General features: G+C 70.5%; 13 protein-coding genes. 12 read left to right on the top strand and 1 reads right to left on the bottom strand.

What is annotated here, in order from left to right; translation table 11 throughout:
* Positions 1 to 74: 74 nt before the first annotated feature.
* The 11 genes from panD (at position 75) to ABIA33_RS00465 (ending at position 10,714) form a co-directional block, all read left to right on the top strand.
* A complete protein-coding gene (panD, locus tag ABIA33_RS00415; protein WP_370075632.1) occupies positions 75 to 566 on the top strand; it encodes an aspartate 1-decarboxylase in 492 nt (163 codons plus the stop codon).
* Entirely contained in the window at positions 563 to 2,305 is a 1,743-nt protein-coding gene (locus ABIA33_RS00420) for an L-aspartate oxidase (protein ID WP_370075634.1), read from the top strand. Before panD ends, ABIA33_RS00420 begins: the two co-directional genes overlap by 4 nt.
* Positions 2,302 to 3,267 (top strand): carboxylating nicotinate-nucleotide diphosphorylase, encoded by a 966-nt coding sequence (nadC, locus tag ABIA33_RS00425; RefSeq protein ID WP_370075636.1) that lies wholly within the window; start codon positions 2,302 to 2,304, stop codon positions 3,265 to 3,267. The genes ABIA33_RS00420 and nadC overlap by 4 nt, the downstream gene beginning before the upstream one ends.
* A 53-nt stretch (positions 3,268 to 3,320) precedes the next feature.
* Positions 3,321 to 4,106, top strand: a complete 786-nt coding sequence (locus ABIA33_RS00430; protein ID WP_370075638.1) for a type III pantothenate kinase — start codon at positions 3,321 to 3,323, stop codon at positions 4,104 to 4,106.
* 63 nt (positions 4,107 to 4,169) lie between these two features.
* Complete coding sequence (locus tag ABIA33_RS00435) at positions 4,170 to 5,222, top strand: hypothetical protein (protein WP_370076242.1); 1,053 nt, start codon at positions 4,170 to 4,172, stop codon at positions 5,220 to 5,222.
* Positions 5,223 to 5,399: 177 nt separating this feature from the next.
* A complete protein-coding gene (locus ABIA33_RS00440; RefSeq protein ID WP_370075640.1) occupies positions 5,400 to 7,133 on the top strand; it encodes an LPXTG cell wall anchor domain-containing protein in 1,734 nt (577 codons plus the stop codon).
* 129 nt (positions 7,134 to 7,262) lie between these two features.
* Positions 7,263 to 8,792 carry a bifunctional lysylphosphatidylglycerol synthetase/lysine--tRNA ligase LysX gene (gene lysX / locus ABIA33_RS00445; protein ID WP_370075642.1) on the top strand — a complete coding sequence of 510 codons (1,530 nt, stop codon included), beginning with the start codon at positions 7,263 to 7,265 and terminating at the stop codon, positions 8,790 to 8,792.
* Between the two features lie 100 nt (positions 8,793 to 8,892).
* Positions 8,893 to 9,075: a hypothetical protein gene (locus ABIA33_RS00450; protein WP_370075644.1), complete on the top strand. Its 183-nt coding sequence runs from the start codon at positions 8,893 to 8,895 to the stop codon at positions 9,073 to 9,075.
* Positions 9,076 to 9,224: 149 nt separating this feature from the next.
* On the top strand, positions 9,225 to 9,689 hold the full coding sequence (locus tag ABIA33_RS00455; RefSeq protein ID WP_370075646.1) for a BlaI/MecI/CopY family transcriptional regulator: 465 nt from the start codon (positions 9,225 to 9,227) through the stop codon (positions 9,687 to 9,689).
* 9 nt (positions 9,690 to 9,698) lie between these two features.
* Complete coding sequence (locus ABIA33_RS00460) at positions 9,699 to 10,202, top strand: amino-acid N-acetyltransferase (protein ID WP_370075648.1); 504 nt, start codon at positions 9,699 to 9,701, stop codon at positions 10,200 to 10,202.
* 170 nt (positions 10,203 to 10,372) lie between these two features.
* A complete protein-coding gene (locus ABIA33_RS00465; RefSeq protein ID WP_370075650.1) occupies positions 10,373 to 10,714 on the top strand; it encodes an Lsr2 family protein in 342 nt (113 codons plus the stop codon).
* Here the strand turns inward: ABIA33_RS00465 and ABIA33_RS00470 are convergent.
* Positions 10,653 to 11,180 (bottom strand): hypothetical protein, encoded by a 528-nt coding sequence (locus ABIA33_RS00470; protein ID WP_370075652.1) that lies wholly within the window; start codon positions 11,178 to 11,180, stop codon positions 10,653 to 10,655. The two genes, ABIA33_RS00465 and ABIA33_RS00470, sit on opposite strands and share 62 nt — an antisense overlap.
* Positions 11,181 to 11,608: 428 nt before the next feature.
* Here ABIA33_RS00470 and ABIA33_RS00475 point away from each other — a divergent pair, with 428 nt between their 5' ends.
* A complete protein-coding gene (locus ABIA33_RS00475; RefSeq protein WP_370075654.1) occupies positions 11,609 to 14,122 on the top strand; it encodes an ATP-dependent Clp protease ATP-binding subunit in 2,514 nt (837 codons plus the stop codon).
* Positions 14,123 to 14,215: the final 93 nt, after the last annotated feature.

The raw sequence follows: 14,215 nt of genomic DNA on the forward strand, positions 1-14,215 counted from the left end.
GTTCCCGACGTTACCGATCTGCCGTTCCCGACAGTCCCCGTTCCAGGCATGCACTTCACACAGGAGGCGTGACCATGCTGCGCACCATGCTCAAGTCCAAGATCCACCGGGCCACGGTCACCCAGGCCGACCTGCACTACGTCGGCTCGGTCACCGTGGACCAGGACCTGCTCGACGCCGCCGACCTGCTCCCCGGGGAGCTCGTCCACATCGTCGACATCGACAACGGCAACCGGTTGGAGACCTACACCATCGCGGGGGAGCGCGGCACCGGCATCATCGGCATCAACGGCGCTGCCGCGCGCCTGGTCCACCCCGGTGACCTGGTGATCCTCATCGCCTACGCCCAGCTCGACGACGCCGAGGCGCGGACCTACCAGCCGCGCGTGGTGTTCGTGGACGGCGACAACCGGATCACCCACCTGGGCGGCGACGCCGCCCATGCGCCCGCAGGCAGTGGGCTCGTCTCCGGGTATACGGATTCCCGTGCGATAGCCGTGCAGGCGTACGGTGACGTCGACGGCGCGGCCCTCAGCGCGCCCCCGTACGCACGGAGCGAAGCATGACCCCAGTGACCCGGCTCGCTGCCCCGGCCCCCGGCTGGACCGCCGCGACCGACGTCGTCGTCGTCGGTTCCGGCGTCGCCGGACTCACCACCGCGCTGCGCCTGCGCGCGGCCGGGCTGCGGGTGCTCGTCGTCACCAAGGCCATGCTGGACGACGGCTCGACCCGCTGGGCGCAGGGCGGCATCGCCGCCGCGCTCGGCGAGGGCGACACCCCCGAGCAGCACCTCGACGACACTCTCGTCGCCGGTGCCGGCCTGTGCGACGAGACGGCAGTGCGGGTCCTGGTGACCGAGGGCCCCGAGGCCGTCCGCCGCCTCATCGCCACCGGCGCGGCCTTCGACAAGGACGCCGACGGCGCGATACTCCTCACCCGCGAGGGCGGCCACCACCGCCGCCGGATCGCCCACGCGGGCGGCGACGCCACCGGCGCTGAGATCTCCCGAGCCCTGGTCGAGGCGGTACGGGCCGACGCCGGGGTCGAGCTCATCGAGCACGCGCTGGTCCTCGACCTGTTGACCGACGTCAAGGGCCGCACCGCCGGGCTGACCCTGCACGTGATGGGCGAGGGCCAGCGCGACGGCGTCGGCGCCGTGCACGCCCGCGCGGTCGTCCTCGCCACCGGCGGCATGGGCCAGGTGTTCTCCGCGACGACCAACCCCGCGGTGTCCACCGGCGACGGCGTCGCCCTCGCGCTGCGCGCCGGGGCCGAGGTCACCGACCTGGAGTTCGTCCAGTTCCACCCCACCGTGCTCTGGCTCGGTCCGGACGCGGAGGGGCAGCAGCCGCTGATCTCCGAGGCCGTGCGCGGCGAGGGTGCGTACCTGGTCGACGCGGACGAGGTCCGGTTCATGGTCGGACAGCACGAGCTCGCCGAACTCGCACCGCGCGACATCGTCGCCAAGGGCATCATGCGCCGGATGCGCGAGACCGGCGCGGAGCACATGTACCTGGACGGCCGCCACTTCGGCGAGCGGATGTGGGAGGAACGCTTCCCCACCATCCTCGCCTCCTGCCGCTCGCACGGCATCGACCCCGTCACCCAGCTCATCCCGGTCGCCCCCGCGGCCCACTACGCCTCCGGCGGGGTGCTCACCGACCTGCGCGGGCACACCTCCGTCTCCGGCCTCTACGCCTGCGGCGAGGTCGCCTGCACCGGTGTCCACGGAGCCAACCGGCTCGCCTCCAACTCCCTGCTGGAGGGCCTGGTCTTCGCCGAGCGCATCGCCGCCGACATCCTGGAGCGGGACGCGGCGGGCAGGCTGACCCCCCGTCACGAGGATGTGTCACGTGAGGTCCAGCGGGTCCCGCTGCTCGCGCCGGAGGCCCGCGCGGAGATCCAGCGGCAGATGACCCGCGGTGTGGGCGTGCTGCGCAGCGCCAAGAGCATGGCCGCGGCCGCCCAGGGCCTGGCGGCGCTGCTCGCCCAGCACACCGGCGGCAACGGGGCAACCGGCTCGGAGGAGCAGGGCAAGGGCGAGCCCCCGCAGGTCGAGACCTGGGAGGCGACCAACCTGCACCTGGTCGCCACCGCACTCACCGCCGCCGCGCGCCTCCGCGAGGAGACCCGCGGCTGCCACTGGCGCGAGGACTTCCCCGACCGCGACGACGCAGCGTGGCGCTGCCACCTCGTCAGCCGCATGGCCGAGGACACACTGACCACCGTCCCCGACTACGGCGTCGACCGGACCGGCGGGCCCCGTACCACCCCGACCACCCCCACCACCGAGGAGCAGCAGTGACCGCGCACGACCACGTGGAGCTCGAACTCGCCGGAGGCGGCTGCGGCGAAGGCTGCGCCTGCGGCGACGACGCTTACGAGACCGGCCTCGACCCGCAGCTCGCCGCACTTCTGGAGCAGGCCGGGCTCGACCCCGTCGAGGTCGAGGACATCGCCACCCTCGCCCTCGCTGAGGACCTGGCCGGTGGCGAGGACGTCACCTCGGTCGCCACCGTCCCCGAGGAGGCCGTGGCCACCGCCGACTTCACCGCCCGTCAGGCCGGGGTCGTCGCCGGCCTGCGCGTCGCCGAGGCCGTCGTCTCCCTCGTCGCCGAGGAGGAGTTCAGCGTCGAGCGCCACGTCGAGGACGGCGACCGGGTCGAGGCCGGGCAGGTACTGCTCAGCGTCACCACCCGCACCCGCGATCTGCTGACCGCCGAGCGCAGCGCCCTCAACCTGCTCTGCCACCTCTCCGGCATCGCCACGGCCACCCGGGCCTGGGCCGACGCCGTCGACGGCACCGGCGCGGTCGTCCGCGACACCCGCAAGACGACGCCGGGCCTGCGCGCACTGCAGAAGTACGCGGTGCGTTGCGGCGGTGGCGCCAACCACCGCATGGCGTTGTCCGACGCGGCCCTGGTCAAGGACAACCACGTGGTCGCGGCGGGGGGAGTGGCCGAGGCGTTCAAGGCCGTGCGCGCCGCGTACCCGGAGCTGTCCGTCGAGGTCGAGGTCGACCGCCTGGACCAGATCCCGCCGGTGCTGGAGGCGGGCGCGGACCTGATCCTGCTCGACAACTTCACCGTCCCCGAGCTGCGCGAGGCCGTCGCGCTGGTCGCCGGGCGAGCCAAGCTGGAGTCCTCGGGCGGTCTCACCCTGGACACCGCCCGCGAGGTCGCCGCCACCGGCGTCGACTACCTGGCGGTGGGTGCTCTCACCCACTCCTCGCCGATCCTTGACATCGGTCTGGACCTGCGCGGATAGTCCTCCGACCGCTCCAACCGGGACCCCCTTCTCCAAGAGAGCCACCAACCCCCATGCTGCTCACGATCGACGTCGGCAACACCCACACCGTCCTCGGCCTGTTCGACGGCGAGGAGATCGTGGAGCACTGGCGGGTGTCCACCGACCCGCGCCGTACCGCCGACGAGACGGCTGTGCTGATGCAGGGGCTGATGGGCGCCCACCCCGCGCTGGGCGAGGACACGGTCGACGGCCTGGCGATCTGCTCCACCGTTCCCTCGGTCCTGCACGAGCTCCGCGAGGTGACCCGTCGCTACTACGGGGACGTTCCGGCCGTCCTCGTGGAGCCCGGCGTGAAGACCGGTGTCCACGTCCTCACCGACAACCCGAAGGAGGTGGGCGCGGACCGCATCGTCAACACCCTCGCCGCGAAGCACCTCTACGGCGGCCCCTGCATCGTGGTCGACTTCGGCACGGCCACCACCTTCGACGCTGTGAACGAGCGCGGCGACTACGTCGGCGGAGCCATCGCGCCCGGCATCGAGATCTCCGTGGACGCGCTGGGCGCGCGCGGCGCGCAACTGCGGAAGATCGAGATCGTCCGTCCGCGCAACGTCATCGGCAAGAACACCGTCGAGGCGATGCAGTCCGGCATCCTGTACGGCTTCGCCGGGCAGGTCGACGGGGTGGTCAATCGGATGGCGGCCGAGTTGGCGACCGACCCGGACGAGGTGCATGTCATCGCCACCGGTGGCCTCGCCCCACTGGTGCTGGGAGAGGCCAGCTGCATCGACGTCCACGAGCCGTGGCTGACGCTGATCGGCCTGCGGCTGGTGTACGAGCGGAACACAGCGGGCTGACAAGACTCGCCCGTTATGGCGTGGTTCATCCGATTTTCTCTGTTTCATACGTAGAGTCATCACATGCCTACGCCTCACGGGTCTCGCGGCGGAATGGCCTTCAGCGCGGACGAGCTGCGGGTGCTGCGGCGCGCCCTCGCCCAGGTCCTGCACCCCCCGAACCAGGCCCCGGACCAAACCCCGGGCCGAGCGCCGAGCCTGGTCCCGGCCCTCGCCCCCCGCCCCGCCCTGACCCGCACTCAGACCCGGCTCCCCGCAGCCCTCCCCATAGCTCTCCCCGAGCGCGACTGGGCGCACGGCGCATGGGCCGAGGACGTCCAGGACGTCCTGCGTCTCGCCGAGTCCATCGACGAGGCGGTGAACGAGGCCGGCCGGATGCGCGCCTTCGCCCTGGCCGACCTCGCCCGCTACCGGCTGGCCCTGCCGGGCAGCTCCGCCGGCTACCTGGAGCGGTTGCAGGAGGCCCTTGCGGACGGCTACGTGCCCGACGCCGACGACCTGACCGCGCTGCGCTCGCTGACCGCCCTGCCGTGCGCACCGGCGGAACGGGCCCGCAGGATGCGCATGCGGTCGCACTGCGGAGAACTCGCGGAAGCCGCCGCGCGGCGCCGGCTGGACGCGCCGCCGCCCCGACCGGCCGTGGCCGCAGCACCCGCCTGCGTGCCCGCGCCCGCCCCCGTTCCCGCGCGTGCTCCGGTGTCCCGGCCGGCCCTGGCGGCGCCTCCGCTGCCGCCACGCCCTCCGCTGCCGCCCGCGCGGGGCGGCGGAGGCGCCGACCGCACCGACAACGTGGCTGAGTTCGCCCGGCCACCTCGCCTGCGAGACCAGCCCCGGCCTGCCGCCCCGGCAGCCACGGGGTACCCCCGCTCCCTTTCGACCCGACGTGGAGGACCGATCCCCATGGCCCCGTTCGACTCCGCCCCCCGCCCCTCGGACCCGGCGGGCAAGGACGGCGAATCCACGCCCAGGGCACCCAAGGCTCCGCAGACCCCGGTATCCCCGGTCAAGGACAGCGGGCGTCCTTCCCGTCCCATCCCCACCCCCGGTGACCTGTGGCCCCGCGGGGTCCGGCCCGGTGTCGGCGAGGACTCCGAGCTGGCGACGGGCACGGGCTGAACGGCGACCGCAGGTCACGGTCGGGTGTCAGGTGAGAGTCGGTCAAGAAACCGACCTGCCCCTACAAACGGCCAAAGCAGAACAAGTCCGCGGTCCGCCGTCCAAGACCGCTGGCGGCAGCCTCCCCGTGGTGATTTGATCCGTGATCACTACACTTCCTCCACAGGGGATCACTCCATGGCACACCTGCGCCCGCGCGGGATCGTCCGAGTGGGGGCTGCCGCGGCGGCAGCCACCGTCATATCCGTCGCCCTCTCCACGGCCCCCGCCCAGGCCGCGGACCCGGTGCCGTTCAGCTTCATCGCACCGCCGGCGCAGACCCTGCTGCCGCAGTCCGCGGGAGTCTCGGGAACGGCCTTCCGCACGATCACCCCGGTCATCCTCAACGAGGACCCCACCGGCTCGCTGACCGGGGTCACCATCGCGCTGGACGCGACGAAGCTCGCCCCGGTCGCGGAGCTGTCGCTGCCCCAGTCCTGCACCTTCACCGACCCGGCGCATCTGCACGCCAGTTGCTCGCTCGGCACGGTCGGCCTGTTCGGCCAGCTCAACCTGGGTATCCGCGCCACGGCGAGCGCCGCCGTAGGTGCGACCGGCAGCCTCAGTTACAAGGTCACCGCGGCCAACGGGATCGAGGACCCCCAGGACGGCGCTGTCCAGACCACTCCCGTCGTCATCGGCGACGGCCCCGACCTGGCGGTGGGTCAGCTCGGCGCCCTGTCGGTGAAGCCCGGCGGCAGCGTCGGTTACACCCCGCAGGTGAGCAACAAGGGCGACCGCGACGCCAAGGGCGTGGTCATGTACCTCGACACCGCGGCCGACTCCGGTGGGTTCGACTTCGCGGTCGGCGGCAACTACAGCAACTGCCAGTACGGTGTCGGCGACAGCGCCACCCCGGTCGCCGAGCGCACCGGCGTGCTCTGCCGCTTCGACGACGTCGTGGTGCACCCGGGCGAGATCCTGCAGCCCTCCGCACCGGCGGTGGTGACCGCCACCCAGCAGGCCACCAAGGGCTACGTCGAGTACGGTTTCGACGTCACCGGGGGCGAGCTGGACAAGCAGACCCCCACGGGCCGTCAGGGCACCGGCGGCAAGCTGCTGCTGGTCCCGGCCCCGGCCACGACCAAGTCCCTGGTCGGGGACATCGACTACGGCAACAACGTCGCGATCTCCGCGATCAGCACGGGGCAGGTCAGCGATGTCGCGGCCGTGGCCGGCGACGTGAAGGGCACCGTGGGCCGGCAGGCCTGGTGGACCGCCGGAGTACGGAACGCCGGGACGCTCCCGACCCAGGCCATCCCCGGCGCGCCGTCCAAGAGCGACACCGCCGACGTACTCGTCGCCCTGCCCAAGGGTGTCACCGTCACCAGCGTGCCCCAGGGCTGCCAGTCGCTCGGCCTCGGCCTGACCAACAGCCGCAGCAGCAGCGCTGCGAGCGACCCGACCGGTCGACTGGAGGCGCGGTTCCGCAGTGCCCAGGCCCGGCCGAACGACCCGACGCCCGTCCTCGACCCCGGAAGCGCCTACGTCTGCCTCGTGGACCGGGTGCTCCAGCCCGGCCAGAGCGCGAGCTTCCGGTTCGGCCTGAAGCCGACGCAGGTGCTGGACCGAGCCGAGGGCATGGTGATCGCCGTCGCCGGCAAGGGCGACGACAACCCGGCGAACGACATCGCGGCCTTCCACGTCACGGCGACCAAGGCGGTCGGCTCCACGGCCACCCCGACGGCCTCGCCGTCCACCTCGGCGCAGCCCGGCTCCTCCGCCTCGCCGACCTCCGGCGGCGGTGGCCTGGCGCAGACCGGTGGCGGCAGCGCCGCGACCCCGATCGCGCTCGGCGGCGCGGCCGCCGTGGCCCTCGGCGCGGGCGCGGTCCTCTTCGCCCGCCGCCGCAGGGCGAGCAGCCACAGCTGACGCCCGCGCGCTGACCAGGGGCGGCCGGTACGGAGACGTACCGGCCGCCCCTGTCCGGTCAGAGCCGCCTGGACCGGTCGGTCTTAAACAGGTGGCGGGAGACCTCCGCGCGCTCGATACCCTGGTGGGGTGACTGATCAGACCCCCGCGCCCGCGCCCGCGTCCGACGACCTCCCCGAGCAGATGCGGGTACGCCGCGAGAAGATGGAGCGCCTGCGCGCCGCCGGCGTCGACCCGTACCCGGTCGGCTTCCCGCGCACGACGACCCTCGCCGACCTGCGCGCCGCCTACCCTGACCTGGAGGTCGACCACGCCACCGGCGACCGCGCCGGGGTGACCGGCAGGGTCGTGCTCAGCCGTACCGGCGGCAAGCTGTGCTTCGCCACCCTCCGCGACGGCACCGCCGACCTGCAGGTGATGCTGTCCCTGGACCGGCTCGGCGAGGAGCGTCTCGCGGCCTGGAAGTCCGACATCGACCTGGGCGACCACGTCGGCGTCGAGGGTGAGGTCATCACGTCCAAGCGCGGCGAGCTGTCGATCATGGTGGACCGCTGGGAGCTCACGGCCAAGTGCCTGCGCCCGCTGCCCGACAAGCACAAGGGCCTGACCGACCCCGAGGCCCGGGTCCGCCAGCGCTATGTGGACCTGATCGTCAACCCCGAGGCGCGGGAGATGCTGTACCTGCGCAGCAAGGTGGTCCGCTCGATTCGCCGCACCTACGAGGAGCGGGGCTTCACCGAGGTCGAGACCCCGATGATGCAGCCGGTCCACGGCGGCGCGAACGCGCGACCGTTCAAGACGCACATCAACGCCTACGGCATCGACCTCTTCATGCGCATCGCCCCCGAGCTCTACCTCAAGCGGCTGGCGGTCGGCGGCGCGGAGAAGATCTTCGAGATCAACCGCAACTTCCGCAACGAGGGCGCGGACTCCACGCACAACCCCGAGTTCACCATGCTGGAGTCGTACGAGGCGTACGGCGACTACAACACCCAGGCCGAGACGATCCGCGCGACGATCGTCAACGCCGCCAGGGACGCCCTCGGTACGACCGTGATCCGTGGCGTCGACCCGCAGGGCGTCGAGCACGAGATCGACCTCGCCGAGCCCTGGGCCGAGGTCACCGTCTACGGCGGGATCTCGGAGAAGCTCGGCACGGAGATCACTCCGGACACCACCGTCGAGGAGCTGCGCAAGCTCGCCGACGCGGCCGGTGTGCCCTTCGAGCAGAAGTGGGGCCACGGCCAGATCGTCCTGGAGATGGTCGAGCGACTGCTGGAAGAGGACGCGATCAAGCCGACCTTCATTCGGGACTACCCGACCGAGGTCTCCCCGCTGACCCGTCGGCACCGGAGCAACCCCGGCGTCGCCGAGAAGTGGGACCTCATGATCTTCGGCACGGAGATCGGCACGGGCTACTCCGAGCTGGTCGACCCGGTGGAGCAGCGCGCCCGCCTCACCGCCCAGTCCCTGCTCGCGGCCGGGGGCGACGTCGACGCCATGCAACTGGACGAGGACTTCCTTCGGGCCCTGGAGTACGCGATGCCCCCGACCGGTGGCCTCGGCATGGGTGTGGACCGCCTGATCATGCTGCTGACGGGCAAGAACATCCGGGAGACCCTGCTCTTCCCGCTGGTGAAGCCGGACACCCAGCAGTAGCGGACGGCGCAGCGCCGACCCCGGTCCCCGATACCCGAGGGGGCCGGGGTTAGCCTTTTTCCGGACAGTTACCCGTATCCAGCTGAGGCGGTCCGGAACCATGCAGTACATCGAGGCACTGACGCCGCCCGTGGTGATGGCCGTCTTCTTCGGTCTCGTGATCCGCGCCCTGTTCCGCAACCAGGGCGGCGCCAACGCCGCCAAGGAGGATGTGGCCGCCGAGGCGCTCACGCTCGCCTCCGTACGGGCGGCTGCCCCGACGCAGCGGACCGCCCAGGACTGACCCGACGCGGGACTGATCCCGGCCGGATTCCCTGGTTGCGCCTTTTCAGCCGGTCTGGCGCGGCACAATGTCTTTGTACCGCAAAGGTGATATTTGCACTGTCAGGGGCCCGCTGGGGTTTCCGTCGGCCGCATGGGAAGAGATCCGCGATGGTGCGCCAACTCGGTGAACTCGAGAACGAGGTGATGACCCGGGTATGGCAGTGGAACCGCCCGGTGACCGTTCGCGAGGTGCTGGAGGATCTCCTCAGGGAACGCGAGCTCGCCTACACCACGGTGATGACCGTGATGGACAAGCTCTTCCAGAAGGGCTGGCTTCGCCGGGAACAGGAAGGCCGTGCCTTTCGATACGAGCCGGTCTCCTCGCGCGAGGCTTATACCGCCGCGTTGATGAACGACGCCTGGGCGACGAGCGACAACCCGGCGGCGGCTCTGGTCCACTTCTTCGGGATGATGTCTCCGGAACAACAGGAGGCGTTGCGGGACGCATTGCGCGTCGCCGCGCCTCCGTCCGCGGAACACTCCACCGAACAGACTGCCGAAGAGGCCGCCGAAGAGACTGCCGAACAGCCCTCCGCCGATATCCATGAGCCGCCGGACGCCACGACGCGATAGCGTCCTGCCATGGAGGTCACGATCCGCCGTGCGCGGACCAGCGATGTACAGGCGATCCGCAGACTGGTCGACGGCTATGCGCGTGATCGGATCCTGCTGAACAAGCCGACGGTCACCCTGTTCGAGTCGCTCCAGGAGTTCTGGGTCGCGGAACGGGACGACAACGCGGAGGTCGTCGCGTGCGGGGCACTGCACGTGATGTGGGAGGATCTCGCCGAGGTCCGCACCCTCGCAGTCGACCTCTCCTGCCGGGGTACCGGCATCGGCCACCGCCTTCTGGAGAAGTTGACGGAGACGGCCCGATGGATCGGTGTGCGCCGAATTTTCTGCCTGACGTTTGAAGTCGACTTCTTCAGCAAACACGGCTTCGTCGAGATCGAGTCCACTCCGGTCGACGGCAGTGTCTACGAGGAGCTCTTGCGCAGCTACGACGAAGGTGTTGCCGAGTTCCTCGATCTGGAACGCGTCAAGCCCAACACCTTGGGCAACAGCCGCATGCTCTTGCACCTCTGAGGCGACTCGGCAGTGGCGACTCGGTGGGGCTGGCGTGTTCGCCTCAGTCGCCCTTCGGTCTCCCCCGCGGATGCTTCGCCGATGCCTCCCACGCAGAGGGTTTGAATTTTTCGCGGAAAGAGGGTTTCCTTTCCTACAAGTAATCCATGCTTTTGAGGAAAGGGAAGCCCGTGGCGCAGAAGGTCCAGGTCCTTCTTGTCGACGATCTCGAGGGCGGAGAGGCAGACGAGACAGTGACGTTTGCCCTCGACGGGGTTGCCTACGAGATCGACCTCACGCACACGAACGCGGGCAAGCTGCGCGAGCTGCTCGCCCCGTACACCGACAAGGGTCGCAAGCAGAGCGGTCGCCTGACCGGCGGCCGGGGCCGCGGCCGGGCACCCCGCCCGGTCGGCGGAAACCCCGACACGGCGAAGATCCGGGCCTGGGCCAAGGACCAGGGCCTCGACGTCAACGACCGTGGCCGCGTGCCGAGTCACGTCCGTGAGGCCTACGAGAAGGCGAACGGCTGATCGAGCGGTCCAGCTGGGCGCGGGCGCAGGCGTCCGCGAAGGTGTCCAGCATCCGGGGGAGCTCCTGGGTCCGCAGATCCAGGCCGGAGGGCCGGCTGTCCCCGTGCTGACGGGGAAGGAGCGCCTCCAGCTCCGCCGTACCCGTACGGGCCCGGAGAACGCCGTCCAGGTGGCCCCAGCCGAGCCAGTGCAGCAGCCGGGGCACCTCCTCGGCGCTGCCCGGTGCGAGCAGCACCAGGAGCCGGTCGCCGCTGACGGCCACCGGACCCATGCGCCGACCCCGTCGGCGCATGTGCTCCAGGGCCGCCAGCCCGGCGTCCAGGGGCGCGTCGACCAGGTCGCACGCTTCCGTTCGTGCTACCTGGTCGACGGGCGCCGCCTCCGCCGTCGCGGCGGAGGCGGCCGAAGCCGCGCCAAAGAGAGCTGTGTCGACGACGGCTGTGTCCACGAGCTGATGGGCGGTCACATCCAGACCAACTCGTGACAGGTGGCTCCGGTTACGCAGAGCGTCACATCCGACGCGCAGCGTCACGAGGCCCGATCGCGCCGATCGTCCCACTTCTCGGTAGGCGAACACCCGATGCTCTGAAAGCGGTATGGAATGCCCGGGACAACGGGTATGAATGCCCATGTGAGGAGCTTGCGGGCAAAGTTCCGCGGCGTGTCGGGGGAAGCGTTCGCCGTCGGCGTAGCGTTTCCGGGTGGATCTGCCTGGCCTGCGGGAACACCATCCCGCAGCATTCGGTTGGAGTCATTGTCTGCGGTCGCGAGCATTGCGCGGCGGCGGGGTGTCGGCGGTTGAAGTGAGCTGCTCCGGCCTCCGGGACTAGCATGCGGAAGGACAGGGAGGGGACCGACCCCTCACTGCCCGACCGCTCTGAGGAGCGATTAACGATGTTCGAGAGGTTCACCGACCGCGCGCGGCGGGTTGTCGTCCTGGCTCAGGAAGAAGCCCGGATGCTCAACCACAACTACATCGGCACCGAGCACATCCTCCTGGGCTTGATCCACGAGGGTGAGGGTGTCGCCGCTAAGGCCCTGGAGAGCCTCGGGATTTCTCTTGAGGCGGTTCGCCAGCAGGTTGAGGAGATCATCGGACAGGGGCAGCAGGCCCCGTCCGGCCACATCCCCTTCACTCCTCGGGCGAAGAAGGTCCTGGAGCTCTCGCTCCGCGAGGCGCTCCAGCTGGGCCACAACTACATCGGGACCGAGCACATCCTGCTGGGTCTCATCCGCGAGGGCGAGGGTGTCGCCGCCCAGGTCCTCGTGAAGCTCGGCGCCGACCTGAACCGGGTCCGGCAGCAGGTCATCCAGCTGCTGTCCGGCTACCAGGGCGGCGGCAAGGAGTCGGCCACGGCCGGCGGCCCCGCCGAGGGCACCCCCTCGACGTCCCTGGTCCTGGACCAGTTCGGCCGCAACCTCACCCAGGCCGCCCGCGAGGCCAAGCTCGACCCGGTGATCGGGCGCGAGAAGGAGATCGAGCGGGTCATGCAGGTGCTGTCCCGCCGCACCAAGAACAACCCGGTGCTGATCGGCGAGCCCGGCGTCGGCAAGACCGCCGTCGTGGAGGGCCTGGCCCAGGCGATCGTCAAGGGCGAGGTCCCGGAGACGATCAAGGACAAGCAGCTCTACACGCTCGACCTGGGCGCGCTCGTCGCCGGTTCCCGCTACCGCGGTGACTTCGAGGAGCGCCTGAAGAAGGTGCTCAAGGAGATCCGCACCCGCGGCGACATCATCCTCTTCATCGACGAGATCCACACCCTGGTGGGTGCGGGTGCCGCCGAGGGCGCCATCGACGCGGCTTCGATCCTGAAGCCGATGCTGGCCCGTGGTGAGCTCCAGACCATCGGCGCCACCACGCTCGACGAGTACCGCAAGCACCTGGAGAAGGATGCCGCGCTGGAGCGCCGCTTCCAGCCGATCCAGGTCGCCGAGCCCTCGCTCAAGCACACCATCGAGATCCTCAAGGGCCTCCGCGACCGCTACGAGGCGCACCACCGGGTCTCGATCACCGACGCGGCCCTGGTCGCCGCGGCGACCCTGGCGGACCGTTACATCTCGGACCGCTTCCTGCCGGACAAGGCCATCGACCTCATCGACGAGGCCGGCTCGCGCATGCGCATCCGCCGCATGACCGCGCCGCCGGACCTGCGCGAGTTCGACGAGAAGATCGCCGACGTCCGCCGGGACAAGGAGTCCGCGATCGACGCGCAGGACTTCGAGAAGGCCGCCTCCCTCCGCGACAAGGAGAAGCAGCTCCTGCAGGCCAAGGCCAAGCGGGAGAAGGAGTGGAAGGCCGGCGACATGGACGTCGTCGCCGAGGTCGACGAGGAGCTGATCGCCGAGGTCCTGGCCACGGCGACCGGAATCCCGGTCTTCAAGCTCACCGAGGAGGAGTCCTCCCGCCTGCTGCGCATGGAGGACGAGCTGCACAAGCGCGTCATCGGCCAGAAGGACGCCATCAAGGCGCTCTCGCAGGCCATCCGGCGCACCCGTGCGGGCCTCAAGGACCCCAAGCGCCCCGGCGGCTCGTTCATCTTCGCCGGGCCGAGTGGTGTCGGTAAGACCGAGCTCAGCAAGACGCTGGCGGAGTTCCTCTTCGGCGACGAGGACGCGCTGATCCAGCTCGACATGTCCGAGTTCAGCGAGAAGCACACCGTCTCGCGGCTGTTCGGCTCGCCTCCCGGCTACGTCGGGTACGAGGAGGGCGGCCAGCTGACCGAGAAGGTGCGCCGCAAGCCGTTCTCGGTCGTCCTCTTCGACGAGGTCGAGAAGGCCCACCCGGACATCTTCAACTCGCTGCTGCAGATCCTGGAGGACGGTCGCCTGACCGACTCCCAGGGCCGGGTGGTGGACTTCAAGAACACGGTCATCATCATGACCACCAACCTCGGCACCCGCGACATCTCCAAGGGCTTCAACCTGGGCTTCGCCGCCCAGGGCGACATCGCCAGCGGGTACGAGCGGATGAAGAACAAGGTCGGCGAGGAGCTCAAGCAGCACTTCCGTCCCGAGTTCCTCAACCGCGTCGACGACATCGTGGTGTTCCACCAGCTGTCCGAGGAAGACATCATCCAGATCGTCGACCTCATGGCCGCCAAGGTGGACGACCGCCTCAAGGACCGCGACATGGGCCTGGAGCTCACGCCCGCGGCGAAGTCCCTGCTCGCGAAGCGCGGCTACGACCCGATCCTGGGTGCGCGCCCGCTGCGCCGCACGATCCAGCGCGAGATCGAGGACGTGCTCTCGGAGAAGATCCTCTTCGGCGAGCTGCGGTCCGGTCACATCGTGGTCGTGGACGTCGAGGGCGAGGGCAAGACGGCGAAGTTCAACTTCGTCGGCAACGACAAGGTGCCGGTCGCCGACGCCCCGCCGGTCACGGCAGGCCCGGACCTCACCAAGGGCTGACCCCGGGCCGAGCCGGGAGACCGGCCGGACCAACGCCTCAGGGCCTGTCCTTCCCCCGCCTCGTGCGGGGGCAGGACAGGCCCTGAGGCGTGT

The organism is Streptacidiphilus sp. MAP12-16, assembly GCF_041262165.1.
Lineage (GTDB): Bacteria > Actinomycetota > Actinomycetes > Streptomycetales > Streptomycetaceae > Streptacidiphilus.